Origin of the sequence: Frondihabitans australicus, from assembly GCF_003634555.1 — a bacterium.
Taxonomy (GTDB): Bacteria; Actinomycetota; Actinomycetes; order Actinomycetales; family Microbacteriaceae; genus Frondihabitans; species Frondihabitans australicus.
The window spans coordinates 2553940-2579040 of sequence record NZ_RBKS01000001.1 but is presented as its reverse complement, the minus strand read 5'-3'; the positions used below and the strand labels follow the sequence as shown (position 1 = coordinate 2579040).

At 69.6% G+C, this 25101-nt stretch carries 25 protein-coding genes and 1 tRNA gene; 12 read left to right on the top strand and 14 right to left on the bottom strand.

Features of this window, described 5'->3' with window-relative positions; translation table 11 throughout:
- Positions 1-65: 65 nt before the first annotated feature.
- The 5 genes from C8E83_RS12110 (at position 66) to groL (ending at position 4262) form a co-directional block, all read left to right on the top strand.
- On the top strand, positions 66-1091 hold the full coding sequence (locus C8E83_RS12110; protein ID WP_121370131.1) for a DUF2332 domain-containing protein: 1026 nt from the start codon (positions 66-68) through the stop codon (positions 1089-1091).
- A gap of 45 nt (positions 1092-1136) precedes the next feature.
- Positions 1137-1400, top strand: coding sequence for a DUF3263 domain-containing protein (locus C8E83_RS12105; protein WP_121370130.1), 264 nt, complete (start codon positions 1137-1139; stop codon positions 1398-1400).
- Between the two features lie 30 nt (positions 1401-1430).
- Positions 1431-2042 (top strand): LytR C-terminal domain-containing protein, encoded by a 612-nt coding sequence (locus C8E83_RS12100; protein WP_121370129.1) that lies wholly within the window; start codon positions 1431-1433, stop codon positions 2040-2042.
- Positions 2043-2239: 197 nt separating this feature from the next.
- Positions 2240-2443, top strand: coding sequence for a cold-shock protein (locus tag C8E83_RS12095; RefSeq protein ID WP_121370128.1), 204 nt, complete (start codon positions 2240-2242; stop codon positions 2441-2443).
- Between the two features lie 202 nt (positions 2444-2645).
- A complete protein-coding gene (gene groL, locus C8E83_RS12090; RefSeq protein ID WP_121370127.1) occupies positions 2646-4262 on the top strand; it encodes a chaperonin GroEL in 1617 nt (538 codons plus the stop codon).
- A 185-nt stretch (positions 4263-4447) separates the two neighbouring features.
- Here the strand turns inward: groL and C8E83_RS12085 are convergent, their stop codons facing one another.
- The 5 genes from C8E83_RS12085 to C8E83_RS12065 all read right to left on the bottom strand — a co-directional run bounded on the left by C8E83_RS12085 (position 4448) and on the right by C8E83_RS12065 (position 10895).
- Positions 4448-6145, bottom strand: a complete 1698-nt coding sequence (locus C8E83_RS12085) for a sensor histidine kinase (protein WP_121370126.1) — start codon at positions 6143-6145, stop codon at positions 4448-4450.
- Positions 6146-6228: 83 nt separating this feature from the next.
- The gene (locus C8E83_RS12080; RefSeq protein WP_066277534.1) at positions 6229-6921 is read right to left on the bottom strand and encodes a response regulator transcription factor; all 693 of its coding nucleotides are present in this window, start codon (positions 6919-6921) and stop codon (positions 6229-6231) included.
- 81 nt (positions 6922-7002) lie between these two features.
- Positions 7003-8637, bottom strand: a complete 1635-nt coding sequence (locus tag C8E83_RS12075) for a DNA repair helicase XPB (RefSeq protein ID WP_121370125.1) — start codon at positions 8635-8637, stop codon at positions 7003-7005.
- Positions 8638-8672: 35 nt separating this feature from the next.
- On the bottom strand, positions 8673-10562 hold the full coding sequence (locus tag C8E83_RS12070) for a helicase-associated domain-containing protein (protein ID WP_121370124.1): 1890 nt from the start codon (positions 10560-10562) through the stop codon (positions 8673-8675).
- Positions 10563-10595: 33 nt separating this feature from the next.
- Positions 10596-10895: a hypothetical protein gene (locus C8E83_RS12065; RefSeq protein WP_147430168.1), complete on the bottom strand. Its 300-nt coding sequence runs from the start codon at positions 10893-10895 to the stop codon at positions 10596-10598.
- Between the two features lie 77 nt (positions 10896-10972).
- On the opposite strand from C8E83_RS12065, the gene C8E83_RS12060 reads away from it, so the two are divergent.
- Complete coding sequence (locus tag C8E83_RS12060) at positions 10973-11350, top strand: cold-shock protein (RefSeq protein ID WP_121370122.1); 378 nt, start codon at positions 10973-10975, stop codon at positions 11348-11350.
- On the top strand, positions 11343-11966 hold the full coding sequence (locus C8E83_RS12055; protein ID WP_121370121.1) for a DUF3027 domain-containing protein: 624 nt from the start codon (positions 11343-11345) through the stop codon (positions 11964-11966). Before C8E83_RS12060 ends, C8E83_RS12055 begins: the two co-directional genes overlap by 8 nt.
- Before the next feature lie 16 nt (positions 11967-11982).
- Here the strand turns inward: C8E83_RS12055 and serC are convergent, their stop codons facing one another.
- Complete coding sequence (gene serC, locus C8E83_RS12050) at positions 11983-13095, bottom strand: phosphoserine transaminase (protein ID WP_121370120.1); 1113 nt, start codon at positions 13093-13095, stop codon at positions 11983-11985.
- A 159-nt stretch (positions 13096-13254) separates the two neighbouring features.
- On the opposite strand from serC, the gene C8E83_RS12045 reads away from it, so the two are divergent.
- From C8E83_RS12045 to C8E83_RS12035, 3 genes are all read left to right on the top strand, one after another.
- On the top strand, positions 13255-13947 hold the full coding sequence (locus C8E83_RS12045; protein WP_121370119.1) for an iron-dependent transcriptional repressor DtxR: 693 nt from the start codon (positions 13255-13257) through the stop codon (positions 13945-13947).
- Between the two features lie 219 nt (positions 13948-14166).
- Positions 14167-15069, top strand: a complete 903-nt coding sequence (locus C8E83_RS12040; protein ID WP_121370118.1) for a C40 family peptidase — start codon at positions 14167-14169, stop codon at positions 15067-15069.
- Positions 15070-15402: 333 nt separating this feature from the next.
- Positions 15403-15900 (top strand): HNH endonuclease, encoded by a 498-nt coding sequence (locus tag C8E83_RS12035; protein ID WP_121370117.1) that lies wholly within the window; start codon positions 15403-15405, stop codon positions 15898-15900.
- Between the two features lie 12 nt (positions 15901-15912).
- Here the strand turns inward: C8E83_RS12035 and C8E83_RS12030 are convergent, their stop codons facing one another.
- Positions 15913-16896, bottom strand: a complete 984-nt coding sequence (locus C8E83_RS12030; RefSeq protein WP_121370116.1) for a 3-hydroxyacyl-CoA dehydrogenase family protein — start codon at positions 16894-16896, stop codon at positions 15913-15915.
- Positions 16893-17876 (bottom strand): sugar phosphate isomerase/epimerase family protein, encoded by a 984-nt coding sequence (locus C8E83_RS12025; RefSeq protein WP_121370115.1) that lies wholly within the window; start codon positions 17874-17876, stop codon positions 16893-16895. The genes C8E83_RS12030 and C8E83_RS12025 overlap by 4 nt, the downstream gene beginning before the upstream one ends.
- A gap of 163 nt (positions 17877-18039) precedes the next feature.
- On the opposite strand from C8E83_RS12025, the gene C8E83_RS12020 reads away from it, so the two are divergent.
- Positions 18040-18111 (top strand) — tRNA-Arg (locus tag C8E83_RS12020).
- A 24-nt stretch (positions 18112-18135) separates the two neighbouring features.
- Here the strand turns inward: C8E83_RS12020 and C8E83_RS12015 are convergent.
- Positions 18136-18675, bottom strand: coding sequence for a TetR/AcrR family transcriptional regulator (locus C8E83_RS12015; protein ID WP_121370114.1), 540 nt, complete (start codon positions 18673-18675; stop codon positions 18136-18138).
- Positions 18676-18751: 76 nt separating this feature from the next.
- On the opposite strand from C8E83_RS12015, the gene C8E83_RS12010 reads away from it, so the two are divergent.
- Positions 18752-19729, top strand: coding sequence for an amidohydrolase family protein (locus C8E83_RS12010; protein ID WP_121370113.1), 978 nt, complete (start codon positions 18752-18754; stop codon positions 19727-19729).
- Between the two features lie 6 nt (positions 19730-19735).
- Here C8E83_RS12010 and C8E83_RS12005 read toward each other — a convergent pair whose 3' ends face one another.
- From C8E83_RS12005 to C8E83_RS11985, 5 genes are all read right to left on the bottom strand, one after another.
- Positions 19736-20725, bottom strand: a complete 990-nt coding sequence (locus C8E83_RS12005; RefSeq protein WP_121370112.1) for a Gfo/Idh/MocA family protein — start codon at positions 20723-20725, stop codon at positions 19736-19738.
- A complete protein-coding gene (locus C8E83_RS12000; protein ID WP_121370111.1) occupies positions 20722-21750 on the bottom strand; it encodes an alcohol dehydrogenase catalytic domain-containing protein in 1029 nt (342 codons plus the stop codon). Before C8E83_RS12000 ends, C8E83_RS12005 begins: the two co-directional genes overlap by 4 nt.
- A gap of 91 nt (positions 21751-21841) precedes the next feature.
- On the bottom strand, positions 21842-22750 hold the full coding sequence (locus C8E83_RS11995) for a carbohydrate ABC transporter permease (protein ID WP_121370110.1): 909 nt from the start codon (positions 22748-22750) through the stop codon (positions 21842-21844).
- The gene (locus C8E83_RS11990) at positions 22747-23715 is read right to left on the bottom strand and encodes a carbohydrate ABC transporter permease (RefSeq protein ID WP_245981647.1); all 969 of its coding nucleotides are present in this window, start codon (positions 23713-23715) and stop codon (positions 22747-22749) included. Before C8E83_RS11990 ends, C8E83_RS11995 begins: the two co-directional genes overlap by 4 nt.
- A 25-nt stretch (positions 23716-23740) precedes the next feature.
- Positions 23741-25096 (bottom strand): extracellular solute-binding protein, encoded by a 1356-nt coding sequence (locus tag C8E83_RS11985; RefSeq protein WP_211331693.1) that lies wholly within the window; start codon positions 25094-25096, stop codon positions 23741-23743.
- Between the last annotated feature and the right edge of the window lie 5 nt (positions 25097-25101).

Genomic DNA, 25101 nt, shown 5'->3' with positions numbered 1-25101 from the left:
TCCGCCCTGTCGCCATTCCGTGAGGCGGCGGTGCGTCGCCCGAGAGCGGGCCGTAGTCTCGCCGTGTGGACACCGCCCAGCGCTTCGCCGACTTCGCCCGCGCTGCCGCCGACGGTGGCTCGCCCGTCTACGCCGAGTGGGCGGCCGGCATGGCCGCATCGCCCGACCTCCTCGCGATCGTCGACCGCGCGTGGCCGACCCAGCGGCAGCCCGTGCTCGTCTTCGCGGTCGCACGGTGGCTCGGTGCCGAGACGGGGTCGTTCGAGGGGCTTCGCGCGTGGCTCACCAGCCACGCCGACGGCTTCGTGACCGAGCTCGACCGCCGGTTCACGCAGACGAACGACGTGCGCAGGGTGGGGCCGGTCGCCGTGGCCCTGACGAGGCTCCTGCGCTCGTCGACCGATGGCTCGCAGGGGTCGCAGGAGCCGAGGCCGGTCGCCCTGCTCGAGGTCGGCGCCTCCGCGGGGCTCGGCCTCTACCCCGACCGATACGACCTAGCGATCGGGCCCGCCCGGCTCGGCGACAGCGCGAGCGGGGTGGCGGTGTCGGTCGCCGTCGATGCGCCGGACGACCACTCGGCCACCCCGGCCGCCCTGCCGCCGATCGCGTACCGCGGCGGCCTCGACCTGGCACCCGTCGACGTCACGCGGGCGGACGACCGGCTCTGGCTCGAGACGCTGCTCTGGCCGGGCCAGGACGACCGGGTCGCCCTGCTGCGCGCCGCGTGCGCCGTCGCCGCCGCCGACCCGCCCACCCTGCTGACCGGCGACGCCGTCGACGGGCTGGATGCTCTCGTCGGCCTGGCTCCGCCCGGCACGCGGCCCGTCGTGGTGACCTCGGGGACCCTCGTCTACCTGCCGGGAGCCCGTCGCCAGGCCTTCGTCGACCGGGTGCGGGAGCTCGGCGTGCGGTGGATCTCGTACGAGAAGACGGGCATTCTCACGGGAGTGCACGCGACGATCCCCGATCCTGCGCTCGCCTCGGGGTGGTTCGCGACGCTCGCTCTCGACGGCCGCGCGATCGCCCTCGGCGACGCCCACGGCACCCGCCTGCGCGTGATCGATCGAGAGCCGGGCGAGTCGCCGTCGTAGGCCCGCCGCGCCGCCCTAGGATGCCAGGGACTGTAAGGACGGGGCATGCACGACGACCTGGTGAGCGGGCTGACGGAGCGGGATCGGATGATCCTCGACTTCGAGCAGCACGCGCCGACCGTGGGCGCTCGCAAGGAGGCCGCCGTGCGCGCCGAATTCGGCCTGTCCGGCGCCCGGTACCAGCAACTGCTCGGCTCTCTCATAGAAAAACCCGGTGCACTGGCCTACGCGCCGATGCTGGTCGCGAGGCTCCTCCGCCTGCGCGACTCGCGTGAAGCCGCGCGCAGCGCCCGGACCTTCGGTCGCTGACTCGCCGACCCCGACGGAAGCCCTCACTCCATGCCCAAGTTCCCGCCCGACCGTTTCGACGGGGTCCCCGAATCGCCCCTGCGCGTCGGCGCGCACCGATCGGGCACGAAGCGCCACACCGGCTGGGTCGTGTTCGCCTGGGCGGCGCTGGCCTGCGGCGTTCTCGTCGCGGCGGGCATCGGCGTGCTGAAGTACGTCGACCAGAGCAACCAGTTCCACGACACCTCGACGTCGGCGGCCACTGCGCCCGCGACGGCCACCGGCACGGCCAGCAGCAGCGCCTCGCCGTCCAAGACCACGACGCAGGCCCCGACGGCGACGCAGACGCCCACGACGATCGGCCCGTCGCAGATCGACTCGTCGGTGACGTCGATCACCGTCCTGAACTCGACGCAGACCGCAGGCCTCGCCGCGAACGCCTCGAGCGCGCTCACCAGCGCCGGCTACGTGGTCAAAGGAACGGGCGACACGACCAGCGCGGCGAGCTCGTCGACCGTCTATTACACGAACTCGGCGACCGACAACGCCGCGATCGCCCTCGGCATCGCGCAGAAGCTCGGCATCTCGAACGTCGCCCAATCGAGCGCCTTCCCGAACTCCACGATCACCGTCGTGCTCGGCCCGGACTACGTCAAGAAATAGCGTCACGGCGCCCGCTACGTAACGGGCGATGACGGCTTACGTTACGGCCGTGTTAACACTCGCGCGCAGGGCGCCATAACAGCGGGTTTTCTGCCGTCGGGGTACACTTTTCGTCCTCTTTCTTCATTACTATCTGGATTCAGTCGTCGTCTGAGCACTAGGGCTGGTGGCGAGCGGAACACAGCTAGGAGTACGAAATGGCCAACGGAACCGTCAAATGGTTCAATGCCGAAAAGGGCTACGGTTTCATCACCGTCGAGGGGGGCGGGCAGGACGTCTTCGTTCACTACTCGGCGATCGACATGTCCGGCTACAAGGTCCTCGAGGAGGGCCAGGCCGTGACGTTCGAGGTCGGCACCGGCAACAAGGGGCCGCAGGCCGAGGCGGTCCGTCTCGCCTGAGCCTCGAAGCTCGAGAAGGCGCCGCTCCCCTCGTGGGGGCGGCGCCTTTTTCCGTCGGGCGCAGGAGCAGGCGAAGGGTCCCCTGCGAGTGCCCCGACGCCGCTTGCACTCGCTTCCTCAGAGTGCCAGAATCGACTGGCACTCCCCAATAGGGAGTGCCAAAGCTACTGCTTCATAGCGTCCGGGAGGGACGAAAAACCACATGGCAAAGATCATTGCTTTTGACGAAGAGGCCCGTCGTGGCCTGGAGCGCGGCCTGAACATCCTGGCCGACGCCGTGAAGGTGACCCTCGGCCCGCGCGGCCGCAACGTCGTCCTCGAGAAGAAGTGGGGCGCCCCCACGATCACGAACGACGGTGTCTCGATCGCCAAGGAGATCGAGCTCGACGACCCGTACGAGAAGATCGGCGCCGAGCTGGTCAAGGAGGTCGCGAAGAAGACCGACGACGTCGCCGGTGACGGCACGACGACGGCCACCGTCCTCGCCCAGGCCCTGGTCCGTGAGGGCCTCCGCAACGTCGCCGCCGGTGCCGACCCGATCAGCCTCAAGCGCGGCATCGAGAAGGCCGTCGCGGCCGTCTCCGCGCAGCTGCTCGAGAACGCCAAGGAGATCGAGACGAAGGACGAGATCGCCGCCACCGCGTCGATCTCGGCCGCCGACACCACGATCGGCGAGCTCATCGCCGAGGCCATCGACAAGGTCGGCAAGGAGGGCGTCGTCACCGTCGAGGAGTCGAACACCTTCGGCACCGAGCTCGAGCTCACCGAGGGCATGCGCTTCGACAAGGGCTACCTGTCGCAGTACTTCGTCACCGACCCGGAGCGCCAGGAGGCCGTCTTCGAGGACGCCTACATCCTGATCGCCAACTCGAAGATCTCGAACATCAAGGACCTCCTGCCGATCGTCGACAAGGTGATCCAGTCGGGCAAGCAGCTCCTGATCATCGCCGAGGACGTCGACGGCGAGGCTCTGGCCACGCTGGTCGTCAACAAGATCCGCGGCATCTTCAAGTCGGTCGCCGTCAAGGCCCCCGGCTTCGGCGACCGCCGCAAGGCCCAGCTGCAGGACATCGCCATCCTCACCGGCGGCCAGGTCATCTCGGAGGAGGTCGGACTCAAGCTCGAGAACGCCACCCTCGACCTGCTCGGCCGTGCCCGCAAGGTCATCATCACCAAGGACGAGACGACCATCGTCGAGGGTGCCGGCGACGAGGAGATGATCGCCGGTCGCGTCAAGCAGATCCGCGCCGAGATCGAGAACACCGACTCCGACTACGACCGCGAGAAGCTCCAGGAGCGCCTCGCGAAGCTGGCCGGCGGCGTCGCCGTCATCAAGGCGGGCGCCGCGACCGAGGTCGAGCTGAAGGAGCGCAAGCACCGCATCGAAGACGCAGTCCGCAACGCGAAGGCCGCCGTCGAGGAGGGCATCGTCGCCGGTGGTGGCGTCGCCCTCATCCAGGCTGGCAGCGTCCTCGAGGGCCTCGAGCTCACGGGTGACGAGGCCACCGGTGCGAACATCGTCAAGGTCGCCATCGACGCTCCGCTCAAGCAGATCGCCTTCAACGCCGGCATGGAGCCCGGCGTCGTCGCCGCAAAGGTGCGCGAGCTGCCCGTCGGCCACGGCCTCAACGCCGCCACCGGCGAGTACGTCGACATGCTCGCCGCGGGCATCATCGACCCGGCCAAGGTGACCCGCTCGGCGCTGCAGAACGCCGCGTCGATCGCCGGTCTGTTCCTCACGACCGAGGCCGTCGTCGCCGACAAGCCCGAGAAGGTCGCGGCTCCGGCCGGCGACCCGACGGGTGGCATGGACTTCTGAGTCTCTGCCAGACGCGCCAAGAGCCGGCCGCCCTTCGGGTGGTCGGCTCTTGCCGTGTCCGGGGGCTGCGCCGCCGCCCCTGCGGCGCTGCCTCCGGCGCCAACATCTGACGGCGATGCGCCGCCGGCCGTGCGGGACTGCTCGACCCGGGTGGCCTGGCGGCGTGTGAACTCCCCGGCCTACGCCTAGGCGGAGGGGGCGGGGAGGGGCACGGGGGCGCCCGTCGGCGCGGCGGGCTCGGGCATGAGGGGCAGCGACACCCGGAAGGTCGCGCCGCCGCCCGGGGTGTCGAACACGTCGACCTCACCGCGGTGGGCCGCGACGATCCCCGAGACGATCGCGAGCCCCAGGCCGGAGCCGCCGGTGTCGCGCGTGCGGGACGTGTCGGCTCGCCAGAAGCGCTGGAAGATCTTCTCGCGGATCTGCGGCGGGATGCCCTCGCCGTGGTCGATCACGTCGAGCGTGGCCATGCCGCGCCCCGGGTCGGCCTGCACGGCGAGCTCGATGGGGGCGTCGAAGTCGGTGAACCGCATCGCGTTGCCCATGAGGTTGGTCACGACCTGGCGAATCTTGTTCTCCTCGCCGAGCACCACAGGGCTGATCTTGCGCTCGGTGGCGGCGTCGAGGCGGGGGAGGTCGCCGGGCGGGGTCATGCCCGCAGCACTCGCCCGCGCGCGGCGCTGGCGCAGCCGGGCGAGGGTCGCGCCGGCGAAGCGGATCGGGCCGGTGACGTTCGCCGCTGCTCCTGCGCCCTGAGGACTCGGCACGACGTACTCTTCGATGCGCTCGTCGCCCGGGTCGACGGGCTCGCGCACGATCACGCGGATCTCGCGGTCGGTGTTCGACGCCATCGTGTCGAGGGCCGAGTCACGCGCGATCTGCACGAGGTCGACGGGCCCGACCTCGAGCGGCTTCGACTCGTCGAGGCGTGCGAGCGCCAGGAGGTCTTGGACGAGGCCGCCCATGCGGATGGCCTCTTTCTCGATGCGGTCCATCGCCTGGGCGACGTCTTCGGGCTTCGTCAGCGCGCCCATGCGGTAGAGCTCGGCGTAGCCGCGCAGCGAGACCAGCGGCGTGCGGAGCTCGTGGCTGGCGTCGCCCACGAACCGACGCATCTGGTCGATGGTCTTCGCGCGGTCGTCGAACGCCGAGTCGATGCGCGAGAGCATCGAGTTGAGCGATCGGTTGAGCCGGCCGACCTCGGTGTTGGGCGACGTCGCGTCGAGGCGCTGGCTGTAGTCGCCGTCGGCGAAGCGCGCCGCGGTGTCTTCGACGTCGCGCAGCGGGGCGAAGGTGGAGGAGACCAGGAGCCGCGTGATCGCCGCACCGAGGACCACCACCGACAGGCCGAACCCCAGGAAGATGTAGGTGAAGCGCGCGATCGTGTTGTTGGTCTGCGCAAGGTTGGTGCCCGCGACCACGGTGTAGGTGCCCGACGTGCCGGTCGTCTGGTCGAAGACGTTGCGCTCGGTGGCGAAGAGCCGCCACTCCTGCGTGTGAGCCTTGTTGTAGGACGTGAAGGCGACCTTGTGCGTTGCGGCCACGGTGCTCGTGAATCCGGGGAGGTAGGGGTAGGTGCCGTCGTCGAGGTCGCGACGGTTGTCGCAGTAGAGCGTTCCGTCGGGAGCGATGATGGCGAGGTAGCTCGACGACTCGTAGCCGAACTGCGCGATGCAGTAGTCGCCCGACTTCTGGATGTTCGTCGTGCTGGTCGCCGCCGTCTCGAGGTTCGAGTTCACCTGCGCGTACAGGTAGGTGCTCAGCACGGTCATCGTGCCGAGGCCGGCGACCAGCAGCCCGAGCGTCACGAGGGCCACCGTGATGCCGGTGATCTTGGTGCGGATGGAGATCTCGTTCCACCACTGCGAGAGACGCTTGTGCATAGGTCGCCGAGACTACCGGGCCCGGCTGGGCGACGGCGTCGGCCCGGCCGGGGAGCGGGATGGGGTCAGTGCTGTGCCCGGTGTCAGGCCTTGGCGGCCTTGAGCATGTAGCCGAAGCCACGCTTGGTCTGGATGATCGGCTCGGCCGAGAACTGGTCGAGCTTGCGGCGCAGGTACGAGATGTAGCTCTCGACGATGCCGGCGTCGCCGTTGAAGTCGTACTCCCACACGTGGTCGAGGATCTGGGCCTTCGACAGCACGCGGTTGGGGTTGAGCATGAGGTAGCGGAGCAGCTTGAACTCGGTCGGGCTCAGCTCGATCGCGGTGTCGCCGATGGTGACCTCGTGGGTGTCCTGGTCCATCGTGAGCTCGCCGGTGCGGATGACCGCGTCTTCGTCCTCGTTCATGGTGCGACGGAGGATCGCCTTGATGCGGGCGACGATCTCGTCGAGGCTGAAGGGCTTGGTGACGTAGTCGTCGCCGCCGACGGTCAGGCCGGTGATCTTGTCTTCGGTGTCGTCCTTCGCCGTGAGGAAGAGGATCGGCGAGGTGTAGCCCGACGAGCGGAGGCGCTTGGTCACGCCGAAGCCGTTCATGTCGGGGAGCATGACGTCGAGGATAATGAGGTCGGGCTCCTCCTCGAGAACGGCGGAGATCGCCTGCGCGCCGTTGCCGACCGCGCGGACGGCGAATCCGGCGAACCGGAGGCTCGTCGTGAGGAGATCGCGGATGTTGGGCTCGTCGTCGACGATCAGGATCTTGGGGCCATCGCTCATGGTCCCAGTATCTGCGCGCGGTCTAAGCGTTTCCTGGGAGCATCTGGTGCGCGGCCCGTCAGCGGCCTGGCCGCGGCACGATCACGCGGCGAGAGCGTCGGAATCGAGGATCGTGTAGCTGTACCCCTGCTCGGCGAGGAACCTCTGGCGGTTCTGCGCGAAGTCCTGGTCGACGGTGTCGCGGGTCACGAGCGTGTAGAACGACGCCGGGATCCCGCTCTTCTTCGGGCGCAGGAGGCGGCCCAGTCGCTGAGCCTCTTCTTGCCGGGAACCGTAGGATCCTGAGACCTGGATCGCCACAGTCGCCTCGGGCAGGTCGACCGAAAAGTTCGCCACCTTCGAGACCACGAGCACTTTCACCTCGCCGTCGCGGAACGCCTGGTAGAGGCGTTCGCGCTCGTCGACCGGAGTGGCGCCGGTGAGCTTCGGCGCTTTCAGGGCATCGGCCAGCTCGTCGATCTGGTCGAGGTACTGGCCGATCACCAGGATCTGCTCGCCCTCGTGCTTCGCGACGAGCTCTCTCACCACGTTCAGCTTGATCGGGGCCGTCGCCGCCAGCCGGTACCGCTCGTCATCGGGCGAGGCGGCGTACTCCAGGCGTTCCTCCTGCGGGAGGTCGACGCGCACCTCGAAGCACGACGCGGGGGAGATGAAGCCCTGGGCCTCGATCTCCTTCCAGGGGGCGTCGAAGCGCTTCGGGCCGATGAGGCTGAAGACGTCGCCCTCGCGGCCGTCCTCGCGGACGAGGGTCGCGGTGAGGCCGAGGCGGCGACGGGCCTGCAGTTCGGCGGTGAGCTTGAAGACCGGCGCGGGCAGCAGGTGCACCTCGTCGTAGACCACGAGCCCCCAGTCGAGCGCGTCGAGGAGCGACAGGTGGGTGTACTTGCCGGCCCGGCGTGCCGTGAGGATCTGGTACGTGGCGATGGTGACCGGCTTGATCTCCTTGACCTGGCCGGAGTACTCGCCGATCTCGTCCTCGGTCAGCGTCGTCCGCCGCAGCAGCTCGTCGCGCCACTGGCGGGCGCTCACCGTGTTGGTGACCAGGATCAGGGTGTTCGTCTTGGCCTGGGCCATCGCCCCGGCCCCGACGAGGGTCTTCCCCGCCCCGCAGGGGAGCACGACGACACCGGACCCGCCCTCGAAGAAGTTGTCGACAGCCTTCCGCTGGTAGTCGCGGAGGTGCCACTCGGCGGTGTCGAGGTCGATCTCGTGCGGGGTGCCCGGCGTGTAGCCGGCGTGGTCCTCGGCGGGCCAGCCCAGCTTGATGAGCTGCTGCTTGACCTCGCCGCGGGCCCACGGCTGGAGCTCCCACAGGTCGTCGCGGAGCTTCACGCCGAGGAGCTCGCCCACCTTCTTCGCGCGCGTCACCTCGCGCAGCACGGCCGAGTCGGCACCGCGCAGGAGCAGCTGATCGCCGTCGCGCTCGATCGAGATGCGCCCGTAGCGCCCGACCGTCTCGGCGATGTCGACGCTCACGCTCTGCGGCACCGGGAACTTCGAGTACTTCTCGAGCGTGGCCAGCATGTCGTCGGCCGAGTGGCCGGCGGCACGGGCGTTCCAGAGGCCGAGGCGCGTGATGCGGTACGTGTGGACGTGCTCGGGGGCGCGCTCGAGCTCGGCGAACACGGACAGATCGTGGCGAGCGTCTTCGGCGTCGGGGTGCGCGACCTCGAGGAGCACCGTGCGGTCGCTCTGCACGATCAGGGGTCCGTTCATCCTGCCCACTCTAGGCGGCGGGGCTGGGCGCCGGGCTAGCGCGGCGGCGTCTCGACGGCGACGATGCTCGACAGGGGCAGGGTGCGCTCGATGTCGGACTTCCGGTCGCGGCCGCGCACACGGCCTCCGCCGACGCCCGTCGGCTCCATCTGGAGCTCGGTCGTCGTTCCGTCGGGCATCGCGACCGTCACGACGACGGTCAGCCGGGCCTTGACGGCGGCGTCGAGCTGACGCGCGATCCAGGCACGGTCGGTGTCGTCGGATCCTGCGCCCGAGGCCTCGGCGACCCGGTCGAGCATGTCGGCACGTGCATCCGGCGCGGTGGAGGGCTGGGCGGAACGACGCGGAACCCGGCGGGCCGGCGGCCGCAGCGGCGAGCCGTCCGCACCCTCGACGACGATCGGGTACCGGGCCTCGCTGAGCGCCCAGTAGACGGTCTCGGGGTCGAAGCGGCTCACCATCGTCGTCGGGCCGAGTCGGCGCAGGCCCAGCGGCCCGAGCGACTGGTCGACCTCCACCATGTCGAGGTACGCCGGGTCGTCGGCTCGCAGGCGGCTGACCGCGCCGAAGCGCACCGCCTCGTCGTCGCCCGTGCGCGGGCTCGAGCCGGGGGCGAACGGCGCGACCCGGTAGCGCCCGTGACGCTGAGCGGTCTCGCGCAGCAGATAGTCGACGGGCTGGGGGATGCCCGTCGACGACAGCCCGGTGAGGAAGTCGCGCAGACTCTCGGCGGTTTCACCCTCGATCAGGGCGCTCTGCAGCTTCGCCTCGCTGATGCGGTACGTGGCGGCGAGACCGGCGCTCTCGACGTCGGCGATCGACCGCAGCCGGGCATCGAGCGCAGGAGCCAGCGGCCCCGGCGCGACAGCCGTCAGATCGTGCTGCAGGTAGACCGTCGTGATCGGCGACGGCATCAGCTCGGCCACCAGGTCGCGCGCGGCTTCGCGACCGCCCCGCAGTAGTGCGGCGGCCACGCCCGTCGGCCGCCCCTCGACCGTGAGGCCGAAGAGGTCGGCGGTGTGCGCGAAGACGGCCAGACGCTCGGGCACCCAGGCGGAGCCGGCCGGGAAGAACCAGTCCGTGAACGCGCGGAGCGGCTCGCGCCAGGACGTCTCGGCGCGCTCGTCGAGCACGGTCCGGACCTCGGGTCTGACGCTCGCGAGCCACGCGTCGACGATCGACGACCAGCGATCCGCCCAGGAGAGCGCCAGCCAGTCGTCCGCCGAGGGCCCGGGCTCCCAGCCGTCGCGCCCCTGACGGGCCAGGCCGGCGTTCTGCGCAGCGCCGAGCAGCACCATCACGTCGTCGACGTCGATCCGGGCGGCTTCCGCCAGACGACGGCTCTCCGGCAGGGCGAGGCCGCCCTTGGCGAGCTCGCGCGCCGGCGACGCCTCGAGGGCGCGGACGATCTCGGCCATCTCGACGACGAGAGCGTAGAGGCGCTCGGTGCCCCGCTGCTCCTGCGACCCGTGGCCGATCGGGGCGACGGCTTCGAGGACCGCCGGCGGGAGGACGCCGGCAAGGGTGGCGAGCGAGAGGGCGGGATCGTCGTCGAGCACGGCACCGACCGCGTCGAAGGTCGACGCCTCGCCGGTCGCGGGATCGAGACGCAAGACGAGTCGCTCGGCGGCGCGCTCGAGGGCTGCAGTCGCCTGCTCGGCGCCGACCGAGAACGCAGGAGCCGCGCGCTCGAGCAGGGCGGCGGCGTCTCCGGGCTCGCGAGCCGCCTGCACGAGGAGCAGGCCGACGCGGTCGAGCCGGCTCAGCGCCTCTCGGACGGAGGCGGGCTCGAGGAGCGCCTCGGCGAGGTCGAACGCGTCGCGGACCTGCGCCGGACGGGACACGACCCGCTCGCCGACGCGGACCGCCAGGTCGTCGCGACTCAGGGAGCGCAGCAGGCCGGCGAGGTCGAGGGTGCTAGCCACGGGTGCGCCCCTGACCGACTCGCCATGCCCGGGCTAGCGTGCGCCGCCTCGGGCCTCGCGGCTGCGACGGATCGCGCTGACGACCACGTAGGCGATGACGAGGAGGATGGCGATGGGGAACGCGATCTCGGGAAGTAGGACGATGGTCGGCCCGATGCCGGTCGACGTGATCTGGCCGCCGGAGACGCCGACCACGATGACGATGACGATGCAGACGACGCCGAGGGCGATGACGGTCGGGAACGCGAACAGGAGGGCTCGCTCGACGCGCCGGATCGGCGTGCGCGCCGGCGCCGAGTCGGAGGTCGGCGAAGTACCGCGAGAGTTGGCCACGAGCACAGCGTACCGGGTGGGCCCGTGACGGTGCGGGGCCATATGCTTGACCCGCCCCACAACCAAGGAGTTCAGTCATGCCCACCGGCAAGGTCAAGTTCTACGACGACGAGAAGGGCTTCGGCTTCATCTCGAGCGATGACGGCCAGCAGGTCTTCCTCCACGCGTCGGCCCTGCCCGCGGGTACCACCGGGATCAAGCCGGGTACGCGGCTCGAGTTCGGCATCGCCGACGGCAAGAAGGGCGCCCAGGCGCTGTCCGTTCGCGTGCTCGAGAAGGCGCCGAGCCTCGTCGAGCGCAACCGCCGCTCCGCGGAGGACATGGCGGTCATCGTCGAGGACCTCGTGAAGATGCTCGACGGCGTCGGCAACAAGCTCCGCCGTGGCCGCTACCCCGAGAACGGCGCCCAGGTCGCGGCAGTGCTCCGCCGGATCGCGGACCAGCTCGATGCCTGACGCGTCGCGCGACGAGATCTACTTCGCCCTCGCCCGCGAGGCGCTGCTCGAGATCACTCGCGACGACACCCTGGGCGAGCCGCTCGAGGTCGTCGACGAGGCCGACGGCACCGCGACCGTCCGATTCGCCAACACGCTGCCGGGCTACCCCGGCTGGAAGTGGACCGTCAGCGTCGCCGAGGTAGACGGCGAGGACCCCACCGTGCTCGAGACCGAGCTCGTGCCCGGCGACGGATCCCTCCTCGCGCCCGACTGGGTGCCGTGGGCGGAGCGCCTGGCCGAGTACGAGGCGTCGCAGGAGGCACTGCACGCCGCCGAGGGCGAGCACGACGGTGACGACGAGTCGGACGACGACGAGTCGGACGACGACGACGATGACGAGTCGGACGACGATGATGACGAGTCGGACGACGACGATGACGACGACGAGTCGGACGACGACGATGACGACGACGAGTCGGACGACGATGACGACATCGACGACGAGTCGGACGACGATGACGACATCGACGACGACGAAGACGACGACGATTTCGACGACGACGAGGAGTACGACGGCGTCGACGTCGAGGAGGCCGAAGCCGCGCTCGACGGCGACGCCGACGACGAGGAGTAGCGCGTAGGCGCGACGACTAGAGAGCGCCGACCACGAACTCGACCGACCGGATCAGCTGGCGCACGTCGTCGGGCTCGATGGCCGTGAACGTGGCGATGCGCAGCTGGTTGCGGCCGAGCTTGCGGTAGGGCTCGGTGTCGACGATGCCGTTGGCGCGCAGAGTCTTCGCGACGGCCGCGGCGTCGATCGAGTCGGCGAAGTCGATGGTGGCGACGACCTGCGAGCGGTGCTCCGGGTCGACGACGAACGGCGTCGCGTACTCCGACGCGCTCGCCCAGTCGTAGAGCGCACCCGACGACTCCTTCGTGCGGGCGTCGGCCCAGGCCAGGCCGCCGTTGCCGTTGATCCAGTCGATCTGGTTCTCCATGAGCAGCAGCGTCGCGAGGGCCGGAGTGTTCAGCGTCTGGTTGAGACGCGAGTTGTCGACGGCGTTCTTGAGGCTCAGGAACTCGGGGATGTAGCGGCCCGACGCGGCGATCCGCTCGACCCGCTCGATCGCCGCAGGAGACAGGAGGGCGAACCAGAGGCCGCCGTCCGATGCGAAGTTCTTCTGCGGCGCGAAGTAGTAGACGTCGGTCTCGCGGGCGTCGAACAGGGCACCGCCGGCGGCGCTCGTGGCGTCGATCACGGTGAGGGCTCCGTCGGCTCCTGCGACCCGCTTCACCGGCGCCATGACGCCCGTGGAGGTCTCGTTGTGCGGCCAGGCGTACACGTCGACGTCGTCCAGGATCTCGACCTCGGCGCGCGAGCCGCCCGGCGCCGTGATGACGTGCGGCTTCTCGAGCCACGGAGCACCGGCCGCGGCGGCGAACTTCGAGCCGAACTCGCCGAACGAGAGGTTCTCGGCCTTCTTCTCGATGAGTCCGAACGATGCGGCGTCCCAGAACGCGGTCGAGCCGCCGTCGCCGAGCACGACCTCGTAGCCGTCGGGAAGCGTGAAGAGCTCGCCGAGCCCCGCGCGCACGCGGCCCACGAGGTCTTTCACGGGCGCCTGCCGATGGGACGTGCCCAGGATCGACGACGCTGCGCCGGCAAGGTGCGACAGCTGCTCGGCCCGGATCTTCGACGGGCCGCAGCCGAACCGGCCGTCTTCGGGAAGGAGGTCTGCGGGAATGGTGATGTCGGCCATGCGTTGATGGTATCGAGGCTCGAGGGCCCGATTCGGCGTGTGACGGCTCGTTCAGAAGACGCGCAGGTGAAGCGGCCCTAAGGGGTGCCGTAAGGAGTCAGCCAGTAGGCTGATCCGTGACGCGCCGTGCGGTTTTCGAGCGCTCACCGGGAGGAACAGTTGACCGATCTCGTCGACACCACAGAGATGTACCTGCGCACGATCCTCGACCTCGAGGAGGAGAACATCGTGCCTCTGCGCGCTCGTATCTCCGAGCGTCTCGGGCATTCGGGGCCGACGGTGTCGCAGACCGTGGCGCGTATGGAGCGTGACGGCCTCGTGATCGTCTCGGGCGACCGTCACCTCGAGCTGACCGAGGCCGGCCGGACCAAGGCGACGCACGTGATCCGCAAGCACCGTCTCGCCGAGCGCCTGCTGGCCGACGTGATCGGACTGGACTGGGCCTACGTGCACGACGAGGCCTGCCGGTGGGAGCACGTGATGAGCGAGCAGGTCGAGCGGCGCCTGCTCGACATGCTCGACCACCCGACCGAGTCGCCCTACGGCAACCCGATCCCGGGTCTCGACGAGCTCGGCGACTCGCCCGCGGGGCGCTTCCTCGACGGTGTCGTGTCGATCGTCGAGGTCGCGTCGAAGAATCCCAGCGGAAAGTCAGGAACGATTCGCCGCCTCGCCGAGCCCGTGCAGTTCGAGCCCGAATTCCTGCAGCAGCTGCACGATTCCGGGGTACAGCCGGGGCGGACCGCCACCGTGTCGGCGGCAGGATCGTACATCTCGATCCACGTCGAGGGGTACGACGAGGCGATCGAGCTCGCTCCCGACGTCGCGTCGCACATCTACCTCTCGATCTGATTTTCTGGCCGGTTCTTTACCTTTTCGTTACAAAGATCAGCCTGAAGGATGACATCGCGGTCCTCCTCCGGTACGCTCGCAGGGTCCGTTCGACCAGGAAGGCCGGTCGTCGGGCCCGTGGCAGGACGTCTCTTCCCTCGTCTCCTGCCGTGAGTCGTTGATCCGACGAACGGGGCGAGGGCAGTCCGCAGACTGTCGAGACGCAGGAGAGACCCACTCTTGACCACTGGCATCATTCCCTCGTCGAACGCGCCCCGGGGCATCACGCGTCGCACGATGCGCACCGACCCCATCCGCACCGGCCCGATCGACACGGTCAAGACCGCCGCCGCACCTGCCACCCGCCGGGCCGCCCGCGAGGCCGTCGTCGCCGAGCAGCGCGCCGCCAGTGCGAAGTCGAAGCGCCGCGGCGTGAAGAAGACCGCCGTCTCGGTCGCCGTGATGGGAATCATCGCGGGCCTCTTCGGCACCATGGCCCTCCCGGCGTTCGCGCACAGCCAGACCACCGCCGCCGGCTCGCAGTCCGCGGCGCAGATCGCCTCGGAGCGCGCCAACGGCGCCCAGAACGTCCAGGTCGCGAACAACGCCGCGGCGACCGACGTGTCGCGCGACAACTACACCGCGAGCGTCCCCGTCACCAAGACCGTGTCGACGACCCTCACCGCGGCGCAGGCCACCCAGGCCGCCGCCCAGCGTGCCGCCTTCAGCGCCAGCACCGCCTACTCGGGCGAGACGGCGGCCGACTACCTCGCCAACCCGTCCCACCCGGCGTTCAGCCTCGCCGCGGTCTACCAGACGGCGCTCAAGTACCAGGGCACCCCGTACGTCTTCGGCGGCGCGACGCCGGCCGGCTTCGACTGCTCCGGCTTCGTCATGTACGTCTACGCTCAGTTCGGCATCTCGCTGCAGCACTCCGTGCCGCTCGAGGACGCCGCCGGCGTGACCATCTCGCAGGCCGACGCGGAGCCCGGCGACCTCGTCGTCTTCGACAACGAGGCGCACGACGGCTTCTACGCCGGCAACGGGATGATCCTCGATGCGCCGAAGCCCGGCGGCGTCGTGAGCGTCCGCCCGATCTGGAACCAGGCTCACCACTTCGTGCGGCTCGGCATCAGCAAGTAGGCCCTGCCGCGGCTCCTGCGCCCCTCGCGAGGCCCGGAAGCGCGTGAACGCTCTGTAAACCATGAGCCGCCCTGCTAGGTGCAGGGCGGTTCGTGGGTTAATCTGATGTTCTCGGAGCCGACCACACCTGGGAGAGCCGCATGTCACGCACAGGAGTCACCCGCACCATGGGTGCACTGCTGAGCTGTGCCATACAGCAAGGCCCCTCGAACGCCTGAAGCACCGTCACGTCGTGACGGTGCTTCTTTCGTTTCGCGGAGCAACCTCCCTCGAGTGCGAGGCCCGAGGACTCGAATGCCTGGAAGCCGTCTAGGCCGTTTCGAAAGGGAAGCAATGCGCACTCTTGTTCTCAACGCCGGCTACGAGCCGCTCGCCGTGGTGTCGTTCAGGCGAGCCCTGGTGCTCGTGATGACGCAGAAGGCGACGGTTCTCGCGGCCGACGCCGAGCACCCCGTGCTCGCCGCCACGGCGGCGTTCGATCGGCCGAGCGTCATCGTGCTGACGCGCTACGTGAGGCTGCCGCACCAACGTCAGATCCCGGTGTCGCGCCGGGGCGTGCTGCGTCGCGACTCGCACCGGTGCGCGTACTGCGGCAAGGCGGCGTCGACGATCGACCACGTGCAGCCGCGCTCCCGCGGCGGCATGGACACGTGGGAGAACCTCGTGGCGTGCTGCCTCAAGTGCAACAACATCAAGAGCGACCGCACACCGGCCGAGATGAACTGGACCCTGCGCTTCGCCCCGAAGGCGCCTCACGGCGTCGGGTGGGTTGTGCGTGGCGTCGAGCAGCCGCAGCCCGTGTGGGACGAGTACCTGGCTCCTGCCGCCTGACGCCGTAGGGGCTCAGTAGTCGAGCGGTGCCGGCCCCAGTTCGTCGAGCAGCTTCTGCATCGCGACGTAGGCGCGGTTCCGGTAGGCGACGAGCTCGGGCGTGCGCTCGGCGGGCACGTCGAGGTAGCCGCCGCCCGACTTCGTGCCGAGGTGCCCGGCGTCGACGAGCGCCGTGAGGCTGGCGGGCGTCGCGAAGCGCTCCGGGAACGTGCCCTGCATCGACTCATAGCAGAACTTGTAGACGTCGAGGCCGGCCATGTCGGCGATCGCGAACGGCCCGAAGAACGGCAGGCGGAACCCGAAGGTCGTGCGCACGACCGTGTCGATGTCCTCGACGGTGGCGACGCCCTCGTCAACGAGCTGCGTCGCCTCGGCGAACAGCGCGTACTGGAGGCGGTTGAGCACGAAGCCCGTCCGGTCGCCGACGCGGGCCGTCTGCTTGCCCGTCGCGCGAACGATCCGTTCGGCCGTGTCGATGGTCGCGGGCGACGTCGCGCCGTTCTCGTGCGCGTGCGCGATCAGCTCGACGCCGGGGATGAAGGGCGCAGGATTCGAGAAGTGCACCCCGAGAAACCGCGACGGCTCGGTCACGTACCCGGCGAGCAGCCCGATCGAGATCGTCGAGGTGTTGCTGCCGATCACCGCCTCGGGGGAGGCGGCCGCCGACACGCGAGCGAGCGTCGGCCCCTTGATGTCGACCACCTCGGGCACGGCCTCCTCGACGAACGTCGCCCCCTCGACGGCCTCCTCGATGGACTTCGCGGGCCGAAGGTTCGCCTCCAGGACGGCCGTGGCTCCCGCCGGGAAGAGGTCGTCCCGCACGAAGTCGTCGGACTCCTTCAGCAGGCGCTCGTAGCTGGCCGCGGCGACGTCGGCGGAGACGTCGGCAATGGCCACGCTCGCCCCGCTCAGCGCCAGGACCTGGGCGATGCCGCCGCCCATGTATCCGCTGCCGATCACAGCATAGGAACGAGGGGTGTCGGATCCTGCGGTCATGAGTGAGCCTCTCTGCTCGGTTGGGTGACGCGGCTGGTGCCGAGGTCGTAAGTCTCGGTCTTCGGCAGGAGGCGCTCGCGGAGGAAGCGCTCGTTGGTCGCCGAGACGCTCAGGCCGTCGCCGCCGTAGTGCTCGCAGCAGAAGGCGCCCTGGTAGCCGTTCTCGATCGCGACCGCGACGGCCTCCCGGTAGCTGATGACGCCGGTCTCGAGCGGTGCGGGCGCGGCGAAGTACGAGTTCGTCGCGCGGTGCTCGTCGCGCAGGTAGTTCTTGACGTGCCAGTAGTTGGCGTAGGGGAGCGTCTTCACGAGAAGCTCCTGCCAGCTCTCGATCGGGCGGTGCAGGCGCACGAGATTGCCGATGTCGGGGTTCAGACCGACGTTCGGCCGGTCGATGTCGGTGACCAGCTGCACCGCCGAGTCGCCGGTGCCGAGATAGGTGTCCTCGTACATCTCGAGGGAGAGCAGGATTCCGAGGCTTGCCGCGTGATCGCCCAGCTCGCGCAGCCGTGCGGTGGCGGTCTTTCGCACGTCGGCGTCGTCAGGGTCTTTGTAGCCCTCGACCGTCCAGAACCAGAGCTGCTCTTTCTGGGCCTCCGTGAGGGCTTGGTGGAGGCCGACGCTCACCGTGTTCGCCCCGAGGGCCGCGGCCGCGTCGAGGGCGCGGTGGCTGTAGGCGAGGTTGTCGTCGCCGTGCCGGGCGTCGATGACGCTGCGGCGGATGAGCGAGATCGCCGGGGTGCCGATGCCGACATCCTGCGCTGTGTCTTGGAGGTCGCGCAGGCGGGCGTCGTCGAGGTCGCCGACGCGCAGGTAGCCGTCGGTGAGGTCGACGTCGCGGAAGCCAGCGTCTTTCACCTCCTGCAGCGTCGCGCGCCAGACGTCGGGGTCGGCGTCTTGGACGCTTTGTCCGGTGCGGGTGGTCGCGGGGAAGGGGAGGAGTGCCGCGGCGATGGGCCAGGTCTCGGCGGTGAGAGGCATGACTCTCACGATAGCCCTCGTTGTGAGCGCTCACCTAGGTTTGTCGCGGGCTTGCCGCGAGGGTCGCTTCGCGGATTCGGTGTTGCTTCGCGCGATCTCGCGAAGCCTTGCTGATTTCGCGAAGCGGTGCGCCGCCCGAGGGTTCGGTAGGCTTGCCGGGTCAGCCTCTGTAGCTCAATGGAAGAGCAGTTCCGTCCTAAGGAAAGGGTTGGGGGTTCGAGTCCCTCCAGGGGCACGACGCGGCAGACCCGCCGCCCGACTACTCGCCGCCGCCGACCGCGCCGAGGCCCCGCTCCGCCGCGTCGACGATCGCCTCGCGCGACACCTCGTCGAAGGCCCGGAGGCGCAGGAGTTGCCGCGCGATCGTGAGCCCGAGAATGCCGGTCACGGCGACCGTCGCGCGGGCGCGCGCATCCTCGCCGCCCAGCGAGGCGGTGAGGTTGTCGATGCGCTCGTCGAGATGCGCCCGAATGGCGTCGGCCGCCTCGGGCACGGTCAGCATCGACCGCAGGAGCGCGAGAGTCTCGGGCGGCAGATCGCCGAGCCGCGCGTCGAGGACGTCCCGCACGTGCTCGGACGCCGTGTCGCGGTCGTCGGCCGGCAGGCGCGCCGCCGATCGGAACAGCGCCTCCTTCGAGCCGTAGTGCTGCATGACCAGCCCGGCCGTCACTCCTGCGCGCCCGGCGATCGAGCGGATCGTCGCCGCCTCGAACCCGGCCTCGGCGAACTCCGCCCGAGCCGCCTCGAGAATGCGACGCGACGACTCGGCGCGCTTCGCGTCTCGCATCGTCCCGGCCATGAGTTCACTCTACAAGCGTTCACCGAAGGTGCTAGCGTGCTCGATGAACATGTGTTTAGTGAAACCGGAGACCACCATGACGACCATCGCCATCGAAGAGCACTGGACGACGCAGGAGCTGGCAGACGCCCTGCGCGCCCTCCCCGCCGATCGCCGCGACGACAGCCTCCCCCTCAACGACATGGGAGACAACCTCGACCTGCTGCACGACCTCGGCGAGACCCGCCTGGCGATGATGGACGCCCAGGGCGTCGACGTGCAGATCCTGTCGCTGGCCCCTCCCGCCACCGGGCCGCTCTCGGGGCCCGACGCCGTGGCCTTCAGCCGCGACCTGAACGACCAGGCCTTCGCGGCCGTCGCCCGGCACCCCGACCGCTTCCGTGCCTTCGCCACCCTTCCCCTCAGCGAGCCGGGAGCGGCCGCGAGCGAGCTCGAACGGGCGCGGGGCCTCGGTGCCGTCGGAGTCATGGTCTACGGCCGCACCGGCGACCGGCCGCTCGACGACCCGGCGTACTACGACGTCCTCGGCGCCGCAGCGGCGCTCGGCACCCCGGTGTTCATCCACCCGCAGATCCCCTCACGCGCCCTCCGCGAGGCCGCGTACTCGGGCTTCGACGACCTCACCTCGCTGGCGCTGTCGACCTTCGGCTGGGGGTGGCACGTCGAGGCGGCGACCGCAGCGCTTCGGCTCATCGTCTCGGGCGCGTTCGATCGCCACCCCGACCTGCAGGTGGTTCTCGGGCACTGGGGCGAGCTCCTGCTCTTCTGGCTCGACCGGATCGACGGCCTGTCACGGGTCGCAGGCCTCGAACGCCGGGCCTCCGACTACGTCCGGTCGAACATGCACATCACCAGTTCGGGCATGCTGTCGCCGGCGCTCCTCCAGCACGCGCTCGCGGCGACGAGCGTCGACCGCCTGATGTTCTCGACGGACTTCCCGTTCCAGCGGCCCACCTCCGGCGAGATCGACGAGTTCCTCACCGGGTTCCCCGACGACGACAGCCGCGCGGCGTTCCTCGGGGGCAACGCGGCGCGTCTCTTCGCGATCTCCTGACGCGGGTCACGTCGTCGCGACGCGCCGACCGGACTCCGCCGACTCGATCGCGCACCGCGCCAGGAACAGCGCCCGGCGCCCGGCGGTCGCGGGGACGGGCGGCGGCGATCCTGCCCGGAGCGCTCGCAGCAGGTCGTCGACGTAGCGATCGAACGTCGCTGCGAACGACCGAGCCGAGTCGTCGAAGTACCCCGCCTGCCAGACGGTCGTGTCGGTGTCGCCGACTCGCGACAGCTCGAACCGCTGCACGGTGTCGACGACGACGGCTCTCCCCGAGGTGCCGTTCACCTCGAGAAGATGCGTGCCCGGGTAGGCATAGGACGAGTCGTACGATCCGAGCAGCGTGCCGACGGCGCCGTTCGCGAACGAGAGGGCCAGTGCGACGGTCGACCCCGTGCCGGAGAACGACGCCGACTGCGACACCACCGACGAGATCGGGCCGAGCAGGTGCTCGAGCATGTCGAACGCGTGGCACTGCGTCTCGATGAGGTTCTTGTGGGGCGTGGCGCCGAGGTTCGGCTCGCCGCCGAATCGCCAGGTGGCGAACACAGGATCGCCGATCCTGCCCTCGTCCAGAGCCCGCCGGGTGCGCTGGACCGGCTCGGCGTACCGGTGGTTGAAGTCGATCGCAAAGAACGACGCGGAAGCGGCGGCAGCGGCGAGAAGCGCGTCCGCCTCGTCGAGGTCGAACACGAGCGGCTTCTCGACGAGAAGGGGGATCCCGGTCTCGAGCAGGCGCAGGGTCGGCTCGAAGTGCTCCTCGTTCGGCAGCGACACCGTGATGAGATCGGGCCGCGCCTCGTCGAGCATGCGGTCGAGGTCGGTGTAGCCGGTCGTGCCGAGGTCCGCCGCCCGTGCCGTCGTCCGTGAGGCGTCGCGCCCGACGATGCCGGCGAGCGACGTGTCGGGCCGCCCGGCGAAGACGCGCGTGTGCTGCTGCCCCCAACCGCCCGGGCCGACGACGACGACGCGAAGCGGAGGCGGGCCATCGCTCACGCTGCCTCCTCGTCGCCCTGGACGACGACGACCTTACCCGTCTCGCCGCCCAGGAAGAGCTCGAAGGCGCGGTCGATCTCCTCGACCGGCACGACGTCCGTGACGACGCTGCCCACGTAGTCGAGATTCGCCCGGAGCAGCTCGAGGTTGCCGGGCAGCTCGTCGAAGCGGAAGTACTCCGAGCCGAGCACGGCGTGCTCCGGCGCGAGCAGGTCGCGCGAGACGTCGAGCGTCACGGTCTCGCCGTGCCCCACGCAGACGAGAGCGCCGCGCTGCCCGAGCACGTCGAGGGCTGCCCTGCGCGCGACCTCCTTGCCCGACGAGTCGAAGGCGACGTCGGGCGTGCCCACCGACCCCATGGCGGCAGGATCCGAGGCGTCGACGGGGATCCCGCCGAGCGTCGCCGCGAAGTCCCGGCGCCAAGCGGACACGTCGCTGATGTGCACCGGGATGTCCGTGCCGAGCACGAGGCGCGACATGACCAAGAGGCCCAGGCCGATCGGGCCGGCTCCGGCGATGTAGACCGACTCGATGTCGGGCCGCACGAGACGGGCCCGGCCGATCGCGTGGCCGGACGTGCCCATGACGTCGAGCAGCATCGTGGCGGTGACGAAGCCGACGTCGTCGGGGATCGGGAAGAACTGGCTCTCCGAGACGATCTCGAGGGGCCCGTACCCGCCGTCCTGTGCGATGCCCCGGTCGGCGCGCTTGTCGAGGCACTGGTTCGTCGCCCCGAGGAGGCAGCTGCGGCAGCGGCCGCAGTAGTCCATGAGGAACACGACGCCGCGGGTTCCGATCGCCGTGGTCGTGTCGGATCCTGCCTCGATGACGACGCCCGAGGTCTCGTGACCTGGCACGTGATCGGCGCCCGCGTTCCAGAACGCGCGATCGGTGCCGCACACCGCGTTCGCGCGCGGGCGCAGCAGCAGCTCGCCGGGCCCGGGCTCAGGGTACTCGTGGTCGCGGAACTCGATGCGGCCGCCCGGGCGGAAGAACGGTGCTCGAGCGGTGGTGAGGGTGTGCATCGGCGTCTCTTTCTGGCGTGGGATGGAGCGAGGAGAAGGGGAGTGCCCGGGGCGCGGGCCGAGCTGAGGAGGTGGTCCGCGCCCCGAGCGGTCATTGACCGGCGATGCCGGTGGTCGCGATGCCGCGGATGATCTGCCGCTGGAACAGCACGAACACGACGATCAGGGGGAGCGCCGCGAACACCGCCTCGGCCATCTGCAGGGCGTAGGTCACGCCGTAGCCGGGCGTCACCGTCTGCAGGCCGACCGGCAGCGTCATCAGGTTCGGGTTGTTCGTGACGATGAACGGCAGGAGGAAGTTGTTCCAGGCGCCGATGAACACGAAGATCGACACCGCCGCGATGATCGGCCGGCTCAGCGGCAGGACGATCTGACCGAAGATCCGCAGGCGCGAGGCTCCGTCGACGAGCGCCGCCTCCTCGAGCTCGCGCGGGATCTCGTCGAAGAACCGCTTGAGCACGAACACCATCACGGGCGCGATGGTCTGGGGCAGGATGATCGCCCAGTACGTGTCGATCATGTGAAGGCTCCGCAGCTCGTCGTACAGCGGCACGATGAAGATCTGGGTCGGCACCAGGATCGACCCCACCGTGATCGTGTAGAGCACGCGGCGGAACGGGAAGTCCAGCCGCGCGAACGCGTAGGCGCAGAGCGTCGAGACGACGAGCGTGATCGCCGTGACGGCGACGGCGACGATCACGCTGTTGCCGAGCCACACCTGCACCCGGCCCGACTGGAAGATGAGCCGGAAGGCGTCGACCGTGTAGCCGTGCGCCGGCAACACGTGGACGGGGCTCGCGGAGGCGTCGGTCTCGGACTTGAAGGCGGTGTTGACCGCCCAGAAGAGCGGGACCAGCCAGATCACGGCGAGGACGGCGACGGCCACGTACGACAGCACGGTGCCGGCGGTGACGTGTCTCCGGTGAGGTGTCGGCGATCCTGCGCCCTGAGCGGATCGCCGCTGGGGTTCGGTGTGCGAGGGGACGAGAACGGCGCTCATCGTGCTGCCTCCGGGGTGAGGGGGCGAAGCGCGGGCGTCGGCGCTTCTGCGGGTTCGGGGACCGCGACCCGCGACGCGTCTGCGCCGGCCGAGCCGCGACGGTTGAAGATCGAGAACTGCGCGATGCTCAGGATGAGGATGATCGCGAAGAACACGTACGAGATGGCGGAGGCGTAGCCGAGTCGGTAGTTCGAGAACCCGGTGTCGTAGACGTACTCGAGGATCGATCGCGTCGCCCCGTTCGGGCCGCCGCCGGTCATCTGGTAGATCTGGTCGAAGACCTTGAGGGACGCCAGGATCTGGAGCGCCACCACGAGCCCCGTCGTCCGGCCGAGGAGCGGCAGCGTGATGGACCTCACCTGGCGCCACTTCGTCGCCCCGTCGACCGCAGCCGCCTCGTAGAGCTGCTGCGGGATGTTCTGCAGCGCCGAGAGGTAGAGCAGGAAGTTGAACCCGATCGTCCACCAGACCGTGGCGACCGCGACGCCTGACATGGCCGTGCCGGGATCCTGCAGCCAGGCCGGCCCGGTGATGCCGAGGTGGCTCAGCAGGGTGTTCACGAGACCGAGGTTCGGATCGAACAGCCACACCCAGATCAGGCTGACGACGGTCGACGCGAACAGGTAGGGCATGAACACCGAGAGGCGCCAGAACCAGGTGCCGCGCAGGTTCATGTTGATGAGGAGCGCGACGACCAGCGCCAGGATCACGAGCGGGATCGTCGTGATCACGGTGAACCAGAGCGTGTTCGCCAGCGAGCTCCACATCGACGGGTCGCTGAACGCCTCCAGGTAGTTCGCGAAGCCGACGAGGCTCGGGCCCTTCGCCGCGGCCAGGTTGCGGTCGGTGAAGCTCAGGTAGAGGCCGTAGACCGTCGGCCACGCGAAGAACACGGCGAACAGGACGAAGAACGGGAGGACGTAGAGCAGGTTCGCCGAGGTCGATCGGCTCTTTCGCGTGGTCATCGGTGACCCCTTCGAAGTGGACGGACTAGTCATCGGTCGGCACCGCGTGCTGGACGTACTGGTTGCTCATCGAGGTGAACTCGTCGCGGGCGGCCTTCACGGATCCGGCGCCCATGAGTGCCGACTGGACGGTCTGGCCGAAGTCGTTCTGCCAGTTCGAGCCCGAGCCGGCGAAGGCGAGCTGCGGGTCGTAGTGCAGGAACGTGGCGGTCTTCGCGTAGTGGCCGTTCGGCTCGAGCTTCGAGAACGCCGACGAGTGGACGACCGGCTGGTAGGCGGGCGTGTGGCCGCCCTTGGCCCAGGTGAGCGAGTTCTTGAGCACGAGGGCGACGGCCTGGTAGCTGGCCTCGCGACGAGCCTCGTCGAGGTCGTCCTGATGCGGCAGCACGAACGAGTGCGAGTCGCCCCAGACGGCGTCGATGCCGGTGCCGAACAGGTTCGGGATCGGCGAGGCGTCGAGTGCGATCCCGGAGGCCTTGAGGCCCGAGAGGTCCCAGACGCCGGTGAACATCTCGCCCGACTGCTTCGCGGTGAAGGTCGAGAACGAGAATCCGTCGCTCGCCTGCTGCTCGGAGACGCTCGAGGAGAGCAGCTTCTTCATCGTCCCGAGCGCCTCGCTGAACGCCGAGCGATCGAACACGAGCTTCGACTTCGTCGCCGACATGGTCGCGCCGAGCTGGCTGTAGAAGGTCCAGAACAGCCGCCACATGTTCGCAGGATCGCCGAGATACCCGTACGACAGACCGAGCTTGCCGGTCACCGACTTCATCGCCTTCGCCTGGTCGAGGAACTCGGCCACGGTCGTCGTGGGCTGGAGGGTGCCGTCGGCGGCGAGGACTCCGGCCTTCTTCGCGATGTCGTGGTTGAAGAAGCGGACGAACGAGTGGGAGTCGAGGGCGATCGCGTAGAGCTTGCCGTTCACGTGCATCCGCTTGAACGTCGGCTTCGTGAAGTCGTCGGCGCTGATGCCGTACTTCGCGAAGCGCGAGATGTCCCACTCGTCGAAGAGGCCGCCGGGGGCGTAGCCCTCGAGGCGCGACAGGTGGGAGATCGCGAGGTCCGGTGGACGGCCTCCCGCCGCGGCCATGGCGAGCTTGGTGTAATACGGCGTGCCCCAGGCGAGCACCGTCTGCCGGACGGTCGCCTTCGGGTCGATCCGGTTGACGCGGCCCAGGATCGTGTTCATGTTCTCGCCGTCGGCGCCGCCGAGCAGGTGCCAGAACTGGAGCTGCATTCGGCGGGTGGCGGCATCGGCGGGGCCGGCGAGAGGATCGGCGACGACGCCGACCGTGGCTCCTGCGGCACCGAGCGCACCCAGTGCGCCGAGCAGGAACGTGCGACGGCCGAGGCCGCCGGCGGGTGGTGAGGGGGTTCGTTGCATCGTCC